16 protein-coding genes are annotated in these 18,335 nt (G+C 34.2%); 7 read left to right on the forward strand and 9 right to left on the reverse strand.

Annotated features, from left to right (window positions below; all coding sequences use genetic code 11):
* The first annotated feature begins 1 nt into the window (after position 1).
* Genes LBU54_RS09345 through LBU54_RS09360 form a run of 4 tightly spaced genes read left to right on the forward strand, consistent with a single transcriptional unit; the run spans position 2 to position 2,995 of the window.
* Positions 2–331: a translation initiation factor gene (locus LBU54_RS09345; RefSeq protein ID WP_224528645.1), complete on the forward strand. Its 330-nt coding sequence runs from the start codon at positions 2–4 to the stop codon at positions 329–331.
* A gap of 4 nt (positions 332–335) precedes the next feature.
* Positions 336–1,277 carry a DUF1835 domain-containing protein gene (locus LBU54_RS09350; RefSeq protein ID WP_224528646.1) on the forward strand — a complete coding sequence of 314 codons (942 nt, stop codon included), beginning with the start codon at positions 336–338 and terminating at the stop codon, positions 1,275–1,277.
* Complete coding sequence (locus LBU54_RS09355) at positions 1,267–2,139, forward strand: nucleoside phosphorylase (RefSeq protein WP_224528647.1); 873 nt, start codon at positions 1,267–1,269, stop codon at positions 2,137–2,139. Before LBU54_RS09350 ends, LBU54_RS09355 begins: the two co-directional genes overlap by 11 nt.
* Position 2,140: 1 nt before the next feature.
* On the forward strand, positions 2,141–2,995 hold the full coding sequence (locus tag LBU54_RS09360; protein ID WP_224528648.1) for a substrate-binding domain-containing protein: 855 nt from the start codon (positions 2,141–2,143) through the stop codon (positions 2,993–2,995).
* A 333-nt stretch (positions 2,996–3,328) separates the two neighbouring features.
* Here LBU54_RS09360 and LBU54_RS09365 read toward each other — a convergent pair whose 3' ends face one another.
* Positions 3,329–4,003, reverse strand: a complete 675-nt coding sequence (locus LBU54_RS09365; RefSeq protein WP_224528649.1) for a uracil-DNA glycosylase — start codon at positions 4,001–4,003, stop codon at positions 3,329–3,331.
* A gap of 101 nt (positions 4,004–4,104) precedes the next feature.
* Between LBU54_RS09365 and LBU54_RS09370 the strand changes: the two genes are divergently transcribed.
* Entirely contained in the window at positions 4,105–6,267 is a 2,163-nt protein-coding gene (locus LBU54_RS09370) for an endonuclease MutS2 (protein WP_224528650.1), read from the forward strand.
* 9 nt (positions 6,268–6,276) lie between these two features.
* Here the strand turns inward: LBU54_RS09370 and LBU54_RS09375 are convergent, their stop codons facing one another.
* Together LBU54_RS09375 and LBU54_RS09380 are read right to left on the reverse strand one after the other, a co-directional pair.
* Positions 6,277–7,416, reverse strand: coding sequence for a T9SS type A sorting domain-containing protein (locus LBU54_RS09375; protein WP_224528652.1), 1,140 nt, complete (start codon positions 7,414–7,416; stop codon positions 6,277–6,279).
* A gap of 88 nt (positions 7,417–7,504) precedes the next feature.
* Positions 7,505–9,145 carry a hypothetical protein gene (locus LBU54_RS09380; protein ID WP_224528653.1) on the reverse strand — a complete coding sequence of 547 codons (1,641 nt, stop codon included), beginning with the start codon at positions 9,143–9,145 and terminating at the stop codon, positions 7,505–7,507.
* Between the two features lie 302 nt (positions 9,146–9,447).
* Between LBU54_RS09380 and LBU54_RS09385 the strand changes: the two genes are divergently transcribed.
* Together LBU54_RS09385 and LBU54_RS09390 are read left to right on the forward strand one after the other, a co-directional pair.
* Positions 9,448–11,316, forward strand: a complete 1,869-nt coding sequence (locus LBU54_RS09385) for a tetratricopeptide repeat protein (RefSeq protein WP_224528654.1) — start codon at positions 9,448–9,450, stop codon at positions 11,314–11,316.
* Positions 11,317–11,338: 22 nt separating this feature from the next.
* Positions 11,339–11,761, forward strand: coding sequence for a thiol-disulfide oxidoreductase DCC family protein (locus tag LBU54_RS09390; RefSeq protein WP_224528655.1), 423 nt, complete (start codon positions 11,339–11,341; stop codon positions 11,759–11,761).
* A 534-nt stretch (positions 11,762–12,295) separates the two neighbouring features.
* Here the strand turns inward: LBU54_RS09390 and LBU54_RS09395 are convergent.
* From LBU54_RS09395 to aroC, 6 genes are all read right to left on the reverse strand, one after another.
* Positions 12,296–13,456, reverse strand: a complete 1,161-nt coding sequence (locus tag LBU54_RS09395) for a flavohemoglobin expression-modulating QEGLA motif protein (RefSeq protein ID WP_224528656.1) — start codon at positions 13,454–13,456, stop codon at positions 12,296–12,298.
* Positions 13,456–14,286 (reverse strand): N-formylglutamate amidohydrolase, encoded by an 831-nt coding sequence (locus LBU54_RS09400; RefSeq protein WP_224528712.1) that lies wholly within the window; start codon positions 14,284–14,286, stop codon positions 13,456–13,458. Before LBU54_RS09400 ends, LBU54_RS09395 begins: the two co-directional genes overlap by 1 nt.
* Complete coding sequence (locus LBU54_RS09405; RefSeq protein WP_224528657.1) at positions 14,286–14,621, reverse strand: hypothetical protein; 336 nt, start codon at positions 14,619–14,621, stop codon at positions 14,286–14,288. Before LBU54_RS09405 ends, LBU54_RS09400 begins: the two co-directional genes overlap by 1 nt.
* 11 nt (positions 14,622–14,632) lie before the next feature.
* Positions 14,633–15,670 carry a glutathione synthase gene (gene gshB / locus LBU54_RS09410; RefSeq protein WP_224528658.1) on the reverse strand — a complete coding sequence of 346 codons (1,038 nt, stop codon included), beginning with the start codon at positions 15,668–15,670 and terminating at the stop codon, positions 14,633–14,635.
* A gap of 62 nt (positions 15,671–15,732) precedes the next feature.
* Complete coding sequence (locus tag LBU54_RS09415) at positions 15,733–17,058, reverse strand: dicarboxylate/amino acid:cation symporter (protein ID WP_224528660.1); 1,326 nt, start codon at positions 17,056–17,058, stop codon at positions 15,733–15,735.
* A 37-nt stretch (positions 17,059–17,095) separates the two neighbouring features.
* Positions 17,096–18,160, reverse strand: a complete 1,065-nt coding sequence (aroC, locus tag LBU54_RS09420; RefSeq protein WP_224528662.1) for a chorismate synthase — start codon at positions 18,158–18,160, stop codon at positions 17,096–17,098.
* Positions 18,161–18,335 lie beyond the last annotated feature (175 nt).

An 18,335-nucleotide genomic window follows, 5' to 3' on the forward strand; every position in this document is an offset into this window, starting at 1 on the left:
AATGGATTTACAAGACCAGCTCAAGAAACTTTTCCCAGACCACAAAGCGCAGACGGAGGATTCCAAAAATCAAAATGCAACGGATATTTGGTTGCAAGAAGAACCAATAGTATGTAAATATGAAAAGCGAAAAGGAAAACCTATTACTATTTTAGAGGGTTATAATGGAGCACAGGAAGATTTTAAAAAACTCGCTAAAGAATTAAAATCTAAATTAAGCGTCGGTGGTAGTTTCAAAAATGAAAAAATTATCATACAAGGCGATTATAGGGACAAAATTATGGCCATTCTTAAAGAAAAAGGATTCAATGTAAAACGTGTTGGAGGTTAAATCAATGGAAAAATCGTGTTTGCATATAACAAATGGTGGTGCCCTAACAGCTTATTTGCGTGAGCTGGATTTTAAAGATGATATATTAACCTGGCAGGAAATGCTCTGTGAAGGACCAACAATACCAAAAATTGATTCTGACGAATTCTTTGAAATCAGGGCAAAATTTCTAAAGACTTTTTATGATATAGAAGTAGATTCTCATGCACTTAAAAAAGAACTTGCAAAATTAGATGCTATTGACAAGTACGATGAAATTAATCTATGGTTTGAGTATGATTTATTTTGCCATATCAATTTAGTTGGAGTCCTCAATCTTTTACACCAAAAGCAAATAGATAAGCCACTGTATTTAATCTGTAGCGGCCGCGTTGTGGGAGAAAAAAGTTTAAAAGGACTTGCAGAACTCAGCCCTGCACAACTTCAATACCATTACAAGAATAAAAAGCTCCTCACTAAAAGCGATAAGGAATTTGCAATAGCCATTTGGAGAACCTATTGTGGAAAAGACCATAATATTCTGAAACCGTACATTGTTACAAAGTCAAGTTTTGAATATATGAGCAACTGTTTAAAAGCACATTTGAAGCGATTTCCACATCAAAAAAGTGGTCTTAGTGTTCTAGAAGACAATATTTTGAGAATAGTAAGAGATAATCAAATAAAGTCCATGCATCATTTGTTGGGCTACAGTTTAAACTACCAAGGTTTTTATGGTTATGGTGATCTGCAACTAAAACGAATGATTGATAACTTATCTATTTTTTTTGAAGAAACAGAAAACGGCATAACACTGAATAGAAAAGGACACGAGGCATTATTAAGACGATATAACTATGCACAAGAGGTAAATAACACTATGTCCTATGGCGGTGTAAATAGACTAGAATATCAATTTAGTGTTGAACAAAACAAACTTATAAAAACCATTTTGCATGGCGATTAAAGATTCTGAACTTATACTAAATCCCGATGGTAGTGTTTACCATCTTAATTTAAAACCCGAAGATATATCAGATACTATAATCTTTGTTGGTGATCAGGATAGGGTAGAAAAAATTACGAAACACTTTGATAGTATAGAATTTAGTACTCAAAAACGCGAATTTAAAACCCAGACAGGCTATTACAAAGACAGAAGGATTTCAGTGATTTCAACGGGCATAGGACCTGACAATATTGATATTGTGCTTAATGAATTAGATGCATTGGTTAATATTGATTTAAAAACACGTAAACCAAAGACTAATTTAACCAGTTTAAATATCATAAGAATCGGCACGTCTGGTTCATTACAAACAGATATCCCAGTAGACGCATTTGTTTTGAGCACACACGGTTTAGATATAAACGGTATGTTACACTTTTATCAAATCGAAGGAATTAGTAATCCGGAAATTGAGGATGCCTTTGTACAACACACCAATTGGGACAAAAATAAGGCAAGACCCATTATTATAAATAATAGTAAATACTTAGAACGTTATTTTGATAATGAAATAGTGTATAAAGGAATGACAGGTACTGCAGGAGGTTTTTATGGTCCACAGGGTCGTGTGCTCCGCTTACCTTTGCAGGATAGCACCCTTAATTCTAAACTTAAAAGTTTTAAATTTAAAGAGTTTAGAATAACCAATTTTGAAATGGAGACTTCGGTAATTTATGGCCTCTCTAAACTTTTGGGGCACGAAGCTTTATCCCTTAACGCCATAATTGCAAATAGAGCAAATGGTGATTTTAGTAAAAATCCAAAGAAAACCATCGAAAAGCTAATTTTATTTGCTTTAGAGCGTATTGTAAATATCTAGAATGAAGAAAGTTAACATAGGCGGTGTTCCAGAACATTTTAATCTGGCTTGGTACTTAACCCTCAAAAATGGCGAATATAAGGCGGAGGGTATTAATCTTAGGTGGCATGATTATTACGGTGGTACCGGAGCCATGTGCAAAGCTCTTCGTTCTGAAGAAATTGATATTGCGGTGATTTTAACCGAGGGTATCATTAAAGACATTATTGCAGGGAATCCCTCAAAAATTGTTCAGACATTCGTTCAATCTCCTTTAATCTGGGGTATTCATGTTGCCCATAATTCAAAGTTTAAAACCATTGAAGATATTAAAGGAACAAGAGCAGCCATAAGCAGGTATGGATCAGGCTCACATTTAATGGCCTATATTAACGCAGAACAGAATGATTGGAATTTAGACACCGATCTAAAATTTGAAGTCATTAAAAATTTAGATGGTGCTATTGAAGGATTAACAAATGGTAACGCGGACTATTTCATGTGGGAAAAATTTACTACTAAACCATTAGTCGACAATGAGACATTTAGGCGTATTGACAACTGCCCTTCTCCTTGGCCTTGTTTTGTGATTGCCGTAAGAGAAGAGTTTATTAAAAGCAACAAGGATGACTTAAGAACAATTCTGAACATAATAAATAAAACAACCTCAGATTTCAAATCCATTCCAAGTATTGATAGAACAATTGCCAATAGATATAACCAAAAGCTAGAAGATGTTCAAGAATGGCTCTCACTTACAGAATGGTCACAAGACCTAATTGACAAAGAAACAATTGAAAATGTGCAAAAGAAACTTATTAAATTGGATATAATTCCCAGAAAAGCGAATTACTCAGAATTGACAGCAATTATTTAGGAATATGCTATTTAAAACAGGCTTATCCCACTAAATCTCTATTTTTTAACGATAAAATGTCGCTTTTTTTCGACTAAAAGTGTTAAATTATGTTAATTTTTTTAACTTATTTAGCCCAAATTCCCTTGTAAACTTCACTGTTTCAATTTTTTATTTATATTTGACCACCGAATCTAAGCTATTAACAGTAAAAACAGACTAATATGCTATTAACAATTACTCTGATTTTAGGTTTTTTAGTTGCGGTAAATTTTTTATTATTAATTTTTAGTTGTAATAAATCAACTAAAAAACTAGAAAGTAAGAAACCGCATATTATCAGAACCGAAAAACCTACTTTAGTGACCAATCAATTGCAGACAAACCAGCTTGCCGCAACAGGGAGTTAGTTTTACTAAAATGTTTATTGCCAAACCAATAACCTCTATTAGCACTTAATGGAGACGGGTGGCCTGTTTCTAAAACAAAGTTTTTTGTTATGTCGATTAACTTTTTTTTCTTTTTAGCATAACCACCCCATAATAAGAAGACCATATTTTCTTTTTTTGTATTAAGAGCAGATATTACGTTGTCAGTGAAAATTTCCCAGCCTTTATTTTGATGGCTTCCCGCTTCATGTGCTCTTACAGTTAATGTTGCATTCAATAATAATACACCCTGGTCTGCCCACTTTTCTAAATTTCCATTACGTGGATATGTAAAATTTAGGTCATTCTGCAACTCTAAAAAAATATTTTTTAAAGAAGGTGGATGTTGTATTCCGTTTTTAACGGAAAAACATAATCCATTAGCCTGACCTGGGCCATGATATGGATCCTGACCAATAATTACAACTTTTGTATCCTGGAAGGAGCAATGATTAAACGCGTTAAAAATTTCAGATCCCTTAGGATAACATGTAAACTTTGCGTACTCAGATTTCACAAAATGTACCAAATCCTTAAAGTAAGGCTTATCAAATTCTTCTTGCAATACTGCTCTCCACGATTGGTCTATTTTTACGTCCATTCAATTATTTTTTTCAAAAATACACATATCAGGAAATGCTAGCAATTAGGCGCATGTCTGTATTTAGCTTAAATTTGCATCTTTAATTTTAGTCTTATAAGATGATAAAGATTCATGATAAAACCCTCAAAGATGTTGAATTTGGCGTGGTTTTGGATCAAATATGTGAATATACGATAACCTCGTTAGGCGAAGAGGCAGTTAGGGCTATTTTACCATTTGAAGTTCCTTCCCAGCTTTTACGCGAACTTGATTATGTAAATGAATATCGCTCTTCATTTGATAATGACAATAGAATACCCAATCACGGTTTTGAAGCAATAAACAAAGAGCTCAAGTTGCTACGTATTGAAAATACGTTTCTAGAAGTCCCTAGTTTACAAAAATTAGTGCGTATTTCCCTAACCGTAAATGGTTTTGTAAAATTTTTAGAAAAGTTTAAAGCGTATTATCCTAAGCTCCATCAGTACAGCCAACATATAGAAGTGACAACGAGCATCATCGATCAAGTAGATGCAGTTGTAGATCGATTTGGTGATATCAAAGACGACGCTTCACCGCAACTACAAGTTTTAAGACGCGAAATTACCAAACTTAAAAGCAAAATAAACAGTAGTTTTTCCTCAGCGTTAAATCGTTACCATGGTTTAGATTATCTTGACGATATCCGTGAAACCGTAGTAGAAAACAGACGTGTACTTGCCGTTAAGGCCATGTACAGACGCAAAGTCAAAGGTGCTATTATGGGTGGCAGCAAAACTGGCAGTATCGTTTACATTGAGCCTGAAACTACACTACAATTTACTAGAGAGTTAAATAATGTTGAATACGATGAGAAAGAAGAAGTTATAAAAATTTTAAAAGAACTAACGGACTACATTAGGCTGTTTACTCCTCTTCTGAATGATTATCAGGCATTTTTAACCAAGATAGATGTCATCGCGTCAAAGGCAAAGTATGCAAGGAGTATTAATGCAATATTACCGGAAATATCAGATAAGCGCGAACTAAATCTAATCGATGCTTATCATCCTCTACTCTATTTGACTAATAAAGAAAAAGGTACAAAAACTTTTCCGCAATCCATTAATCTTAATAGTGACAACAGAATAATTGTAATTTCAGGTCCTAACGCTGGTGGTAAAAGTATTACACTTAAAACTGTTGGTTTACTACAGGCAATGATACAAAGTGCAATTCTTATTCCGGTACACGAAAGAAGTACGGTGTGTTTATTTGAACGTATCATAAGCGATATAGGCGATAATCAATCTATCGAAAACCATTTGAGCACCTACAGTTATCGTCTCAAACAAATGAACTACTTTCTGAAAAAATGTAATTCTAAGACTTTGTTTCTAATTGATGAATTTGGAACTGGTAGCGACCCTGAGCTTGGCGGTGCATTAGCAGAAACGTTTTTAGAAGTTTTTTATGAAAGAAAGGCTTTTGGTATAATAACCACGCACTACTCTAATCTAAAATTACTGGCCAACGAATTGCCTCACATGCAAAACGCAAATATGCTTTTTAATGAAAAGAGTTTAGAACCAATGTACAAACTGGTAACCGGTCAGGCAGGCAGTTCCTTTACTTTTGAGGTTGCTCAAAAAAATGGTATTCCATATAGTCTAATAAACAAATCAAAAAAGAAGATTGAACGTGGTAAAGTCCGGTTTGATGCAACAATAGCAAAACTTCAAAAAGAGCGAAGCAAGTTAGAGCGTACCGAGCGTTCCTTAAAAGAAAATGAGAAAAAGAAATTGTCTGAGGCTGAAAAGCTAGAAAAAACAAATGCCAAAATACAGAAGAAACTCGAGAGTTTTCAGGAGTTGTACGATAGCAACCAGCGATTAATTTATCTTGGTCAAAAAGTAAACGATCTAGCTGAGAAGTATTTTGACAATAATCGTAAACGCGAATTATTGTCAGAATTATTTCGTCTTGTACAAATTGAAAACGCAAAACGAAAAAGAATGTCTGCCAAACAAAAGCGTGTTGAGAAAGCGAAAGAAAAGCAGATCAAACATGAAGCTGAAAAGAAAGTTGAAGCTATAAGAAAAAAGAAAAAAGTTGCCAAAGCAAAAGAAGTTGTGATTGAAGAGCCTAAACCAATACTAAAAGTTGGAGATCTTGTTCGGATGCATGATGGCCGAGCCGTCGGATCAATTGATACTATTGAAAAAAATAAAGCCACAGTAAACTATGGCTTATTCACTACAAACGTGAGTCTTGATTTATTGGAACTGGTAGAGAAAAAATAATGTCTCCAACTAGATTTTAACGACTCTAAAAGTTTTTTGACTTGTATCTGTAAATAGTCTAATAATGTATATCCCATTATTAAGCGCACTCATATCTACATAGGGCCTTATAATTTTTAAAGTTTTAATCTCGGCTCCTAATGTATTATACATGACTAACTCATATGTATTTGTCTCTAAACCTTGAAAATTTAAGGTGCTTCTAACCGGATTTGGATATATAGAAACGCCTTCTAGTTCGTTAGTAACAACAGCTAAAGTGGATTCAGCAAATGAAATATCATCTACAAATCCTCTATCTATTCCCCCAGAACCACTGCCATCTTTTTGATATTCCCATTTAATAGTGTTGCTAGAACCTGTTAAATTTATGGTTTTTGTTAACCAGCCAGGTTCACCTGATATTTCATCATTTAATACACCATTAATATAAACCCTTAAGTAATCGTTAGGTTCTGACGAAGCACGCCATCTAAAGGCTACACTACTTTTGTTATTTACGGTTGTTTGAAAAGAAGAAGTCTGATTATTACCTATTGTTCCAGATGCGGCACAATCGTCATCAACGTCTGCCCAAGACCCAATAGATCCCCAAAACTGTCTCGTACCAGTTGTTGAAAATGATTCGGAAGAATTGTCAACGGCAAGCCCTAAAGTCGTTACTGAATATCTATATTGATATTCCATTTCCATGGTAAAATTTCCATTTCCAATTGTTCGCGTTCCTGTTGTAAATTCATATTCTACCGGATTAGAAAGCGAGTAAGATGAAGATATATTAGTTGAGCAATCATCACTATTAATACCTCCAGAATTATATGTACATCTATCGCCACTATCATCTTCCCAAGCACGTAACCGGCCAGTTATGCTTGTTGCCGTAGTAGAATTTCGAGTACGTAAGCCAAACGTACCTGAAAGCGTCGTAGCGCCATTGGTAGTTTTTTCTTTACACCCTGTTGAAGTCTCAGTAGTATAAACGTTATCACTTACATAGCCATACCATGTATATTCTTCATCACCCACTTCGCTAGAACAACTACTTCCTGTAGCCGTAAACTGATTTATCCAGCTTTGATAGCTTATATTCTGGGCATATAAACAAGAAGAGCATATGCACATTAATGCTATTATTAATTTTGTTTTCATTTTATCGAATTTTAAGCATTGAATTGTTTAATAATGTTTTAAAAAAGCGGTAGAATTAATCCACCGCTTTTTAGAATTGCTAGCAATATTAGTTACAATTCGCTGCAACATCTCTTACTTCGGTCTGCGTATCTACAATGTTATCCAAAGTCATATTACCTCTAATAGTAATTTCAACAAAGTCAGAACCAATATTGGTTACCACGCCCGAAAAATTAGTCATAGCAAGTTGCGTTGCTATTTCGTTACCAGTTAAAGACTCTGATGACCCTGTATGAAGCCCTTTAAGTCGTATGCGTTTTACGTAGGGTACTTTTACATCAGAATAGGTTTGATAAGCATCATACACTAAAGAAGCGCTTCCAGAAGGTACAGTTACAGTTCTGTTTGAAAAGAAAGAATTATTCTCAGTGGTAGACTCTGTAACTGTTTCTGTAGATTCAGTAGTAGCCTCAACAGCTAATTCTAAATTAGCTGAAACTTCTGCTGTTACAGAACCGCTAACACCAAAATAACTGGCTTCTGCTGTTGCAGACACACTAGCAGAAACACCAGCAACTGTTCTACTACTTAGCCCAATAGTTTCTTGAAAGCCAATAGTATACGTTGTAGTAACACTGCTCTCAAAACCTACTTGTTGCTCTAATGAACCAGAACCACAGTTTCTTAAGGTGCTATTAAAACCAAAAGACGTATTTACTCTTGGTAAGATTGGTGGAAGATATTCAGTATTTAAATCTGTACCGTCCCAGTCTATATCTATAGCGATAATTCTAAAATATTGTATTGAACCAGAATCTGTGGCTTGCCAATTAATAGTAAAATCATTTGAAGAATTAACAAAAGAGCGCAATGGTTTATTTGCAACTTCAGACCATATGGTGTATAACCCATTTGATTCTTTTTGAAGTCTAAATTTCCAAGAATCTGATAGATTTTCAGGTTGCCAGTCAGGATAAAAAGTAGATGCCGAACGTCTCAATGTACGTGGTAAGCTAGTTTCATTTGCACCAATAAAAATATAAGCATCGTTGTTGGCGGAATAAAGGCTGAATAAATCAGGATTGTTAGGATCATTTAATATATAAAATTGCTCGCTAGTAGTTCCTGGATTAAAACTTAATGATTCTCGATAGCGCAGCCATCCATTACCACCATATGACGCAACCAATTTATTACTGTAGTTTCCATTTGCATCTACTAACTGTAAATAATAGCGCATGTTTTCTTTAAAGTGAAATTCTTGGTCTTGATATTCTAATGCCGAGGCATCAATCTCAAAGTTATTGCCATTTTCTTCAAAAGAGATAACGCTGTAAGATTCTGAAATTAAGACTGTATCAGAAGCGTCTAAAACCTCTATGGTGAGTCCTACACCATCTCTTAATTCTTCTGTAGCAGCTTCTGATAAATCATCAACCGCTAATTTTAATTGTGCAATGTTGGTATATGCATCTACTTCTAACTCTTGGTCATAATTGCCTTGAGTCGCAGTTGTGGTAACATTTACCTTAGTTGGGTTATATCCTTTTTTAACCAAATCTCGGGTATTAATTAACAAACCTAAATCGCCACCATAGTTATCTAAATCCTCGGCTGCGATACCATTAACTTCTTCTATTTGCCCATTACCTGGGTCTGGTTCATTATCATCTTTGCTACACCCTAAGGCAAAGGTTAACAAAGAACACATCATAATTAATCTCAAAGTTTTAATAATTGCTTTCATGATTTTTGGTTTTTGCGAATTGTTATAGAATCAAAACTAGATGTGTATGGCCCAGAATTCTAATCATAGACATGGACAAAACATGGACAGTGCGTCCGAATTTGTATATATTTTAAGCTGATAAAGAAAAACCAAATAGATTTTAAAATGTTGTAATTCAGTTATTTATGAAAAATAATCGTGGACATACACATAGACAGAGTATGGACAAAGGGCTTTTAAAATAATAGACAACTTAGATGATTGTGTCTTAGGCCTAACTAAATTAGTTAACTTCGTCTTTCAATTTTACTACCCAACTAATGATATTGAGAATACGATTTATTTGTTTCCTATTATTTGCATTGTGTATTAATGCACAACAAAAATCAAAAATTGACAGTCTATTAAATGTCAAAGAAACTACTAGTGTTGATAGTATAAAACTAAAAACCCTAAATAAGATAACATCATATTATTTGTACAGGGATATTAAAAAAGCAAAGGAATATGCATTTAAGCAACAAAAATTGTCCGAGCAATTAAATCAATTAGAGTACAAAATAAAATCATCCCATCACATAGCTGTTATTTATAATATCTTAAGTAAGCATGATTCAGCTAGATATTACATTGATAAAACCATAAAACTCTCCTATGAAGCTAATAATCTAGAACAAGTATCCATATCAAACCATAGCTTAGCCAATTTAGAAATATCGCTTGGTAATCTTGATAAGGCGGAAGAAATAAACTCAAAGAATTTAGAGTTTAATAAAAAACTAAAGGATTCTTTCGCTGTGGCATTGTCATATGACTTAGAAAGTTCAATCTATATTAATCGTGAGCAATATCAACTAGCTTTAAAGAGTGTTTTAAACAGTCTCGAAATGGTAGAAGCACTAAATAAAAGAATTAGAATTGCCGATGCTCAAAATAAACTAGCAGTTATAGAAAATTCATTAGAAAACTTCGATTCTTCAATTGAATACAGTGAACAAGCCTTAGAAATTTATAAAGAATATGAGGATATAGAATACCAATCTCAGATTTATAATATTCTTGGTATCTCATATAAATTCAAGAAAGATTATACCAAGGCAAAAGCCTACTTTAATAAAAGTATTAATATATCTGAACCAAATGGTTATCTGTCTATTCTCATTGTGAGTAAATCACACCTTATCGACATTTATATGGAATCTCAGGATTATCCCAATGCAAAAAAATTAATCGATGAGTGTCTTGAAATCGCTGATTCCATAGGTTATGATGCCATTACAACATATTCAAATCTCAGATTAGCAAAATATTACAATAAAATGGGTAACTATAATAAGTCCCAAAAGTTACTCGATCAATTATTAACTGAAGGCAACTTAGAGCTAGAAGGAAGAGCAAATGCGTATTTGACTAAATCTGAAACTTTTAAGCTACAAAATAATTATTTAGATGCATTACATAATTATGAACTGCATAAGAAATATCAAGACTCTGTTTTAAAAAGAAAATCCGAAAAGCAGATCAATGAATTAAGAATTATTCATAAAACAGAACAAAAAGAAGCAGAACTTGTTTTACAAGAAGAAGAAATTAAAACTTTAAATGCGCAAGCAGAAAATGATAAGCTTACAAAACTCTTATATGGTGGAGGCGCTGTGGCTGGAATATTAACTTCGGGATTACTCCTTTTCGGCTTTCGCCAACGGATTAAGAAAAATAAAATTGAGCGTGAAAAGCAGGAAGAAATCTATAAACACGAAATTGCTTTTAAAAAGAAAGAACTTGCCTCACAAACGTTGCATCTCGTTCAGAAGAACACCTTTATACAAGAGCTTAAAGAGAACTTAGAAAAGATTAAAAAATCACCTGAATTGTTTAAAATAGAATTTAGACGTCTTGTAATGTTGCTAAAGAAGGAAAGTGCAGAAGATAAGGATTGGGAAGTTTTTAAATCTTATTTCTCCGAAGTTCATAACAACTTTGATCAAAAAATTAAGTCTTTCTCTAGTGATATTACAGAAAAGGAAATTCGGCTAGCATCATTTCTAAGAATGAATTTAACAACAAAGGAAATTGCATCAATGCTAAATGTTTTACCAGATAGTGTGCTTAAATCAAAGTATCGCCTAAAAAAGAAATTAAATTTAGAAAAGGATTTGGATTTAACGCAATTTTTAAATTCATTATAAGCTTTAGACCTATCTTTGCTTTGTGATTAAGGAAGTTTCAAAAGATAAGCTATTAATACTATTTGATGGCGTTTGCAATCTTTGCAATAACAGTGTTTTGTATGTTATAAAACGTGATGAAAAGGATAGATTTTTATTCGCTCCCTTACAGAGCGAAATAGGTAACAAAATCATAAACTATTTTAAAATAAATACTAAGAAAATAGATTCAATATTATTATATGATCCTATAAAGGATAAAATATATTACAAATCAAGTGCAGCACTTCGCATAGCAAATCAGTTGAACTACCCAACTAAATTATTATCTGTATTTTTTATTATTCCGCCCGTTATTAGAAATTGGGTATACAATTTTATTGCAAAAAACAGATATAAATGGTTTGGAAAAAAAGATGCTTGCATGATACCCACTCCAGAATTGCAGGCCAAGTTTATAAAATAAAAAAGCCTTTTTAGCATCCATTCTAAAAGGCTTTTTTAAATTAACAACTTACTTAAAACTATTGTATCTAAACAAAAATTCAAATTTTGTTGAATGAGGGAAACAACAAAATGATTAATAGCACATTTGCTTTGATAACTTAAAATTAATACATCCTTTTTAAGGACATAAAAAAAATCGATGTATCACCATAACTTCTGTTAAAAAAAATAAAGTGGCAAAAAAAATCTACCAATGGTTAATCACTTCACTCATCTAAACTACCAACTCACTGCTCCAAAACACCAATTTATTGAATATTGGTTTTTTGATTTATAAATGTGACATAATTTTGGAATAAGCTTTTTAAATAAATGGTTTTAAGCTTAGTAATGTAACGGACCTCAAAACAAAATCGGTTGATTCGACCCTAACTTCTATTAGTTGGGAACGAGTTGAATCTTAAAAGGAGACATGTCTAACCTCCAATTAATTTCATCTAGTATGTTAGACCAAACATTTGGTTTTGGGGTTCTACGTTATAACATAGAGATGCTATTTTAAACTTTTTAGAATAAAGTCTAAATTTGGATCTGTATTGTCATTTGTAACGTAGGCATCCGTAAAATACTTTGGGCCAATGGCCAAGCCGAGCTCTTGTAGTTTTATTATTGTGGGTATGTACTCCTGACTTACCTTTCCGGTTAACATCACACCTAGGTCATTGCCACTCCTAGCATGTTTATAGATATTTCTAATACCTCGCAAATAAAGATGATCCTTAGTAAAACCGCCACCTCTATGAACTCTTAAGGTTATAGCAAAAGCTTTTTCACGATTTAGTTTGTGTTGTCTGTGCAATAAATGAAATGTGTCTGCAAAATCATAGCCTTTATGTAGACTGTCTACTGCAATTACTCTAAAGGCTAGTTCTTTTAGACGCTCAATGGTTAAACAACCACTCATTAATTCAGAATAAACGGCAAGTCCTTCTTGTGTTTCAACATTATTTGGAAAACCATTTGAAAACACTTTTAAAGGCTGTGTCAATCCATTGAATGTTGTAACCATATGAACTCCAATTTCGTGATTGGTAAGTACTTTTAACTGATTAAGACTAAATTTATGACTCTTTCTTAGCACTAAAGTCTGCGTATTGTTTAGCACCATTGCAGCTGCAGAAAGGTTATTTGAAATTTTTATTTTGTATTCAAAATCATAGCGTTTGGAAAAGGCATCAAAATATTCCCTAGCCTCTTCAGCATTATACATCGGAAGCATTTCCTCGTTAAATTCGGAATCATCAAAACGAAGAATAAAAGAGGCATTCTCAAGATCTTTTTCGGTTGGTGTTCCAAAGCTTTTTAAGCTGTTAAAATAGAATTTTCGCCCCTGCCCAATGGTTTCAATACATTCTATTAAACCCGAATATTCGTAGATTATATCCTCATACAGTTGCCTTATATCCTCATCATCAATACGCTCTAGTCGTTGCGAGAAAAACAAACGATGTAATTTATAAGCATTAAACCTGATTTTAGGATATTTAAATTCTGGTTCGTAATTATATTTTGCTGCGAAAAATTTCTTTTTTTCTGAAGCAATATTCTGAGGGTTTATATAATTAAGTAGTTCAATATTCTTAACCAACCGATTAAGGTTAGCATCAATATCGAATATCTCTTGAAACTCTTGTGTAGTTTTAATTCTAGACATTAATTCTTGTAGGTACTATAGAATTGTTCTGCATGCTTTGGTATCAACGCCTGTAATTGTTTTTCTACTGAAGCTACGACTTCAGGATATATTATTTGATTAAGCTCATCACAATACACCTTAGCTATTTCAGTCGCTAAAACTAAGGTGTTTTTAAAGGTATTTGTAATAAACCTTAAAAAATACCCATTACCAAAAAAGGTGTTATTTATAGCCGCAGTTTGCTTTATTTCGTGAGGTAATACAATATTTTCTAGCATTTGCCGCCACGATTCAATCAATTTGCCAAAACGCTCATTATCGATATTTGATGTACCCAAGTTCCATGTTGGCACTTCCCTATCCCATCGTTTCCAATTGTAACTGTGCATATCATAAACAATGCAAACACCAAACTTAGATTCAATCTTTGATATCAGGGCTTCAACTACTTTATAGAAATTAGCATGTTTTGTTAGGCTTAATGCTTTTTCTTCTTCTGATAAAGGCTTTTTCCAAAGTTGTTTACCCCAAGCCGTTTCAAAAACCGCTTCTTCAGGAAAACGGTTTAGGTCATATTCAAATCTCGAATCACAACCCGCAATTAAAATAGGATGCGTAATCACCATGTTTTTGGTTTCCGGATCTTCCTCATACCAGCGATCGTACTCAGAGTGAAGACAATTGTTCCAGAGTGATTTTCTGAATTGATGACCATCATGCACGGCACCGCAGACATAAGGCACATACTTTTCTACTTTTAGAGTAAAAGAATAATCATCAGAAACAGCATGAAACTGTTCCTCTGCCTCAATTTTAGCAATTATAGTTTCTACGGAAAGTCTTTCCATCATAGTGTTTTAAATAAGCGTTCTAAGGATCTTAAAAGGATACGTTCATTAATTTTGAACTTACCATCAGCAAAGAATATTGTTTTGATGTCGGCTAATAAGACTTCAATATCGTCCTTTTCATAATTATGTTGACGAAGGCTGGTCATTATTTTTTGTATGCCTTGGTAATCATTATCGCTATTAAATTCGTCATGGATTTCCTGAAAGGTGTTCATATCTACCTTAGATATGATAACGTTGCGCTCTTTGTTGTCTTCTTTAAAATCCGAATTGGCTGCAAACAATAAAATGTAAGCTACGAGTTCGTCACGTGTCCAGTCGATTGTTTTCATTGAATAACCTCTTAAGCTTCCTCAACCGTTTTTCGCAATCTAGCACGTCTATCAAAGGCCTGTAGTTGATCCAAAACCTTACTTTCTAGAAAATCAATAACCTTCTCCTCTACCTTGCGTTTGTTTTTATAAACCTTATTAATGTAAGTAATACCTCCTGGAGACATCACATTAACCTCGACCAACTTACCTCCTATTACATCTATACCTACAAAATAAAGACCATCTTTAACTAATTTAGGTCCTATCTGCTTACAAAGCGCCTTCTCTGCTTTGGTTAAGGTATGCTTCTGCACAGAACCTCCTGCTGTAACATTGGATCTATGGTCATCCTTCCCAGGCACACGTCTCATTGCACCTACAGGTTCACCATTAAGCAGTAATATCCTTACGTCTCCTTGATCTGCACCTTCAATATAGTCCTGAAGAATCACGTAATTAGAAGTACCGTCAGAATTACTTATATAAAAATCAAGCAAGGAATTAATATTACTCATTGCTGACTTTTCGATTAAAATTACACCCGAACCACCATATCCATTTAATGGCTTAAGAATCATCTTATCTGATTTGGATTCTCTAATCTGTTGGGTCAAATATTTTTTGTTTTTTGAAACATGAGTGTTCGGAATGATATTACTATGGGCATCACCAAAAGCAGCCGTGTATAGTTTGTTGTTTGCTTCCCGCATTCCTTCTAGTGAATTCACAATGAAAACATCATCTTTTACAGAATCAAGAAAATTAAGCATTAAAGGATCCAATGGAGGATTTGCTCTAAAAAATATCGCATCAAAACCAGCTAAAGGAAGCATTTCTTCTCTTAATTGCGCTCTATTATAAAATGCTTTCAAAGTTGAAGGTACTTTATCCATCCTGCCAATAACATTACAAAATGCATTAGTAACACTGTCTCGTATGGTAAGGTTTGCAGGCGTGCACATGGCAACACCGTGCTTACGCTTTACACATTCCTTAATGAGCGCTAAACTTGTGTCATTTTCAGGATCTATATTTTCCCATGGATACATTATAAAACAAATGTTCATATGAGTCTGATTTTATTGGTTTTGTAGTTTTAAAGTTAATGACTTTTAACGAGCTTGTAAAATTATTTTACAGCCTCGTAATTATCATCCCATTCTTTGGGCTTTGGATCGTCGTGAAGTTTGCCTAGTGACTTAGCAACAACCATTGAAACAGTTGCGTCACCAGTAACATTTACAACTGTACGGCACATATCCAGCGGTCTGTCTACAGCAAAAATTAGTGCCAAACCAATTGGCAATAATTCAGCTGGAAATCCAATAGACTCCAAGACAATTACCAACATAACCATTCCGGCACTTGGCACGGCTGCACTCCCAATTGAAGCCAATAAGGCAGTTGCTACTATAACAAGCTGATTTGTAAACGATAAACCTTCGGGCCATATAACTTGCATAATAAATACCGCAGCAATCCCTTGGTATAAGCTTGTACCGTCCATATTAACTGTTGCGCCGACTGGCAAAACAAAACCTGATACTTCTTTATCAACACCGATATGTTCTTCAACACGTTCCATTGTAACGGGAAGCGTGGCAGCACTGCTACTTGTTGAAAAGGCAAGAAGTTGCGCTGGGCTTATCTTGTTTAAGAACCATAATGGTGATTTTTTAGTAAAAAACCTAATTAGTAGCAAATAGAAACCTATCATTAAAATCAGTCCACCTATGACACAGAACGCATACTGCAGTAATTTTATCAGTATTTCCGTATCATCAAATGCTATTATGACATTTGCCATTAAAGCAAATACCGCATAAGGTGCAAACAACATAATAAGGTCCACCATTTTCATGACTACCTCATTTAAGGAGTCGAAAATATCCACCATGGGTTTGGCTTTTTCCTCTGGAATGAGCAATAGGCAAATGCCTACGAATAAGGCAAAAAAGATAATCTGAAGCATCTTTGCTTCACCCATAGCAAGGAAAATATTACTTGGAAAAATATCTACTAACGCTTGTAATGGCCCAGCGTCTTTCTGTGCACTTGCCTTTATTAATTTATCGGTAACACCAGCATCATTCTCGTACTTCATTTTTATTTTTTCAATGGTGTCTTGAGGCATACCCTCACCTGGCTTTACAAAATTTACAATGGATAAACCAATAATTATGGCAACCAAGGTTGTACTAATGTAGATTAGAATTGTTCGTAAACCCATGTCACGGATTTTAGAAATATCCTTAAGATCCGAAATTCCTTTTATCAAGGACGCTAAAATCAAAGGCACTGCAATGAGCTTTAACAAATTGATAAAAATTGTACCAAATGGAGCTATCCAATCGGCAACAAATTCTTGACCATCACTGGAATTCATTATAAAACCAAAGATGATACCAAGTACCATCCCAATAATAATTTTCCAATGCAATGCAATTTTTTTCATAAGCAATATAAAACCCAATGGGTTGGGTTATCGTAGTTTAGTTAGTTTCTTGTTTTCTGAGTAAGGTATAATCTGCTATAACTAAGGCTGCCATTGCCTCTACAATAGGGACTGCTCTAGGAACAACACATGGATCGTGCCTTCCTTTTCCTTGCATTTCCACAGTCTCTCCAGTACTATTTATGGTATCCTGTTTTTGTAAAGTCGTTGCCACAGGTTTAAATGCTACGTTAAAATAGATGTCCATGCCATTACTAATGCCACCTTGCACACCACCTGATCTATTGGTCTGCGTACTTCCATCTTCATTAAATCTGTCGTTATGAGCGCTCCCTAACATTTTTGAGCCTTCAAACCCACTACCATATTCAAAACCTTTTACAGCATTAATGGATAGCATTGCTTTTCCCAGTTCTGCGTGGAGTTTATCAAAAACCGGTTCTCCAAGTCCAGCTGGTACATTTTGAATAACACATGTTATGACACCACCAATAGTGTCTCCCTGTTTTTTTACCTCACCGATTCGAGCAATCATTTTTTCTGCAATTACTGGATCCGGACAACGTACCACATTAGTTTCAATATTATTAAAGTCTAAATCTTGATAGGGTTTGTCTAGGGATATGGTACCAACAGCAGATGTAAAAGCGTTAATTTTTAAAGTACTCAAAAACTGTTTTGCAATAGCTCCTGCCACTACTCTACAGGCCGTTTCACGTGCCGAACTTCGCCCACCTCCGCGATAATCCCTTACGCCATATTTCTTGTCGTAGGTATAGTCTGCATGACTTGGTCTGTAGACGTCTTTTATATGCGAATAGTCCTTAGATTTTTGGTTGGTGTTTTTAATTACAAAACCGATTGGTGTTCCAGTTGTTGTACCTTCAAAAATTCCAGAATAAAACTCAACGGTATCAGGTTCCTTGCGTTGTGTTACTATTTTGGATTGTCCTGGCTTGCGCCGATCCATTTCAAGCTGAATCAACTCAAAATCGAGTTTTATACCAGCCGGACAGCCATCTATTACACCACCAATTGCTTCACCATGAGACTCACCGAAAGTAGTGAGTTTAAATAACTTTCCGAAGGAATTCCCTGCCATTAAATCTAAATTTATGCTAAAGTAAATGTATTATAAGAGAAACAAAAATTGAAATGTCTTTTTTAGATTGTTATTGCTATGTTAAGCGATAAGGAGCTACTCTATTTGTTGGTAACAATAGCATAACAGTTTCAACTGAATTTTTAATTTTTCCTTTACACCAAAATTGTCTTTT

Origin of the sequence: Winogradskyella alexanderae, assembly GCF_020166335.1 — a bacterium.
Taxonomy (GTDB): Bacteria; Bacteroidota; Bacteroidia; order Flavobacteriales; family Flavobacteriaceae; genus Winogradskyella; species Winogradskyella alexanderae.

What these genes read in the sequence shown, in the direction of transcription:
- LBU54_RS09345 (WP_224528645.1), top strand. Translation starts at nt 2, where the DNA reads ATGGATTTACAAGACCAGCTCAAGAAACTTTTCCCAGACCACAAAGCG.
- LBU54_RS09350 (WP_224528646.1), top strand. Translation starts at nt 336, where the DNA reads ATGGAAAAATCGTGTTTGCATATAACAAATGGTGGTGCCCTAACAGCT.
- LBU54_RS09355 (WP_224528647.1), top strand. Translation starts at nt 1,267, where the DNA reads ATGGCGATTAAAGATTCTGAACTTATACTAAATCCCGATGGTAGTGTT.
- LBU54_RS09360 (WP_224528648.1), top strand. Translation starts at nt 2,141, where the DNA reads ATGAAGAAAGTTAACATAGGCGGTGTTCCAGAACATTTTAATCTGGCT.
- LBU54_RS09365 (WP_224528649.1), bottom strand. Translation starts at nt 4,003, where the DNA reads ATGGACGTAAAAATAGACCAATCGTGGAGAGCAGTATTGCAAGAAGAA.
- LBU54_RS09370 (WP_224528650.1), top strand. Translation starts at nt 4,105, where the DNA reads ATGATAAAGATTCATGATAAAACCCTCAAAGATGTTGAATTTGGCGTG.
- LBU54_RS09375 (WP_224528652.1), bottom strand. Translation starts at nt 7,416, where the DNA reads ATGAAAACAAAATTAATAATAGCATTAATGTGCATATGCTCTTCTTGT.
- LBU54_RS09380 (WP_224528653.1), bottom strand. Translation starts at nt 9,145, where the DNA reads ATGAAAGCAATTATTAAAACTTTGAGATTAATTATGATGTGTTCTTTG.
- LBU54_RS09385 (WP_224528654.1), top strand. Translation starts at nt 9,448, where the DNA reads ATGATATTGAGAATACGATTTATTTGTTTCCTATTATTTGCATTGTGT.
- LBU54_RS09395 (WP_224528656.1), bottom strand. Translation starts at nt 13,456, where the DNA reads ATGTCTAGAATTAAAACTACACAAGAGTTTCAAGAGATATTCGATATT.
- LBU54_RS09400 (WP_224528712.1), bottom strand. Translation starts at nt 14,286, where the DNA reads ATGGAAAGACTTTCCGTAGAAACTATAATTGCTAAAATTGAGGCAGAG.
- LBU54_RS09405 (WP_224528657.1), bottom strand. Translation starts at nt 14,621, where the DNA reads ATGAAAACAATCGACTGGACACGTGACGAACTCGTAGCTTACATTTTA.
- gshB (WP_224528658.1), bottom strand. Translation starts at nt 15,670, where the DNA reads ATGAACATTTGTTTTATAATGTATCCATGGGAAAATATAGATCCTGAA.
- LBU54_RS09415 (WP_224528660.1), bottom strand. Translation starts at nt 17,058, where the DNA reads ATGAAAAAAATTGCATTGCATTGGAAAATTATTATTGGGATGGTACTT.
- aroC (WP_224528662.1), bottom strand. Translation starts at nt 18,160, where the DNA reads ATGGCAGGGAATTCCTTCGGAAAGTTATTTAAACTCACTACTTTCGGT.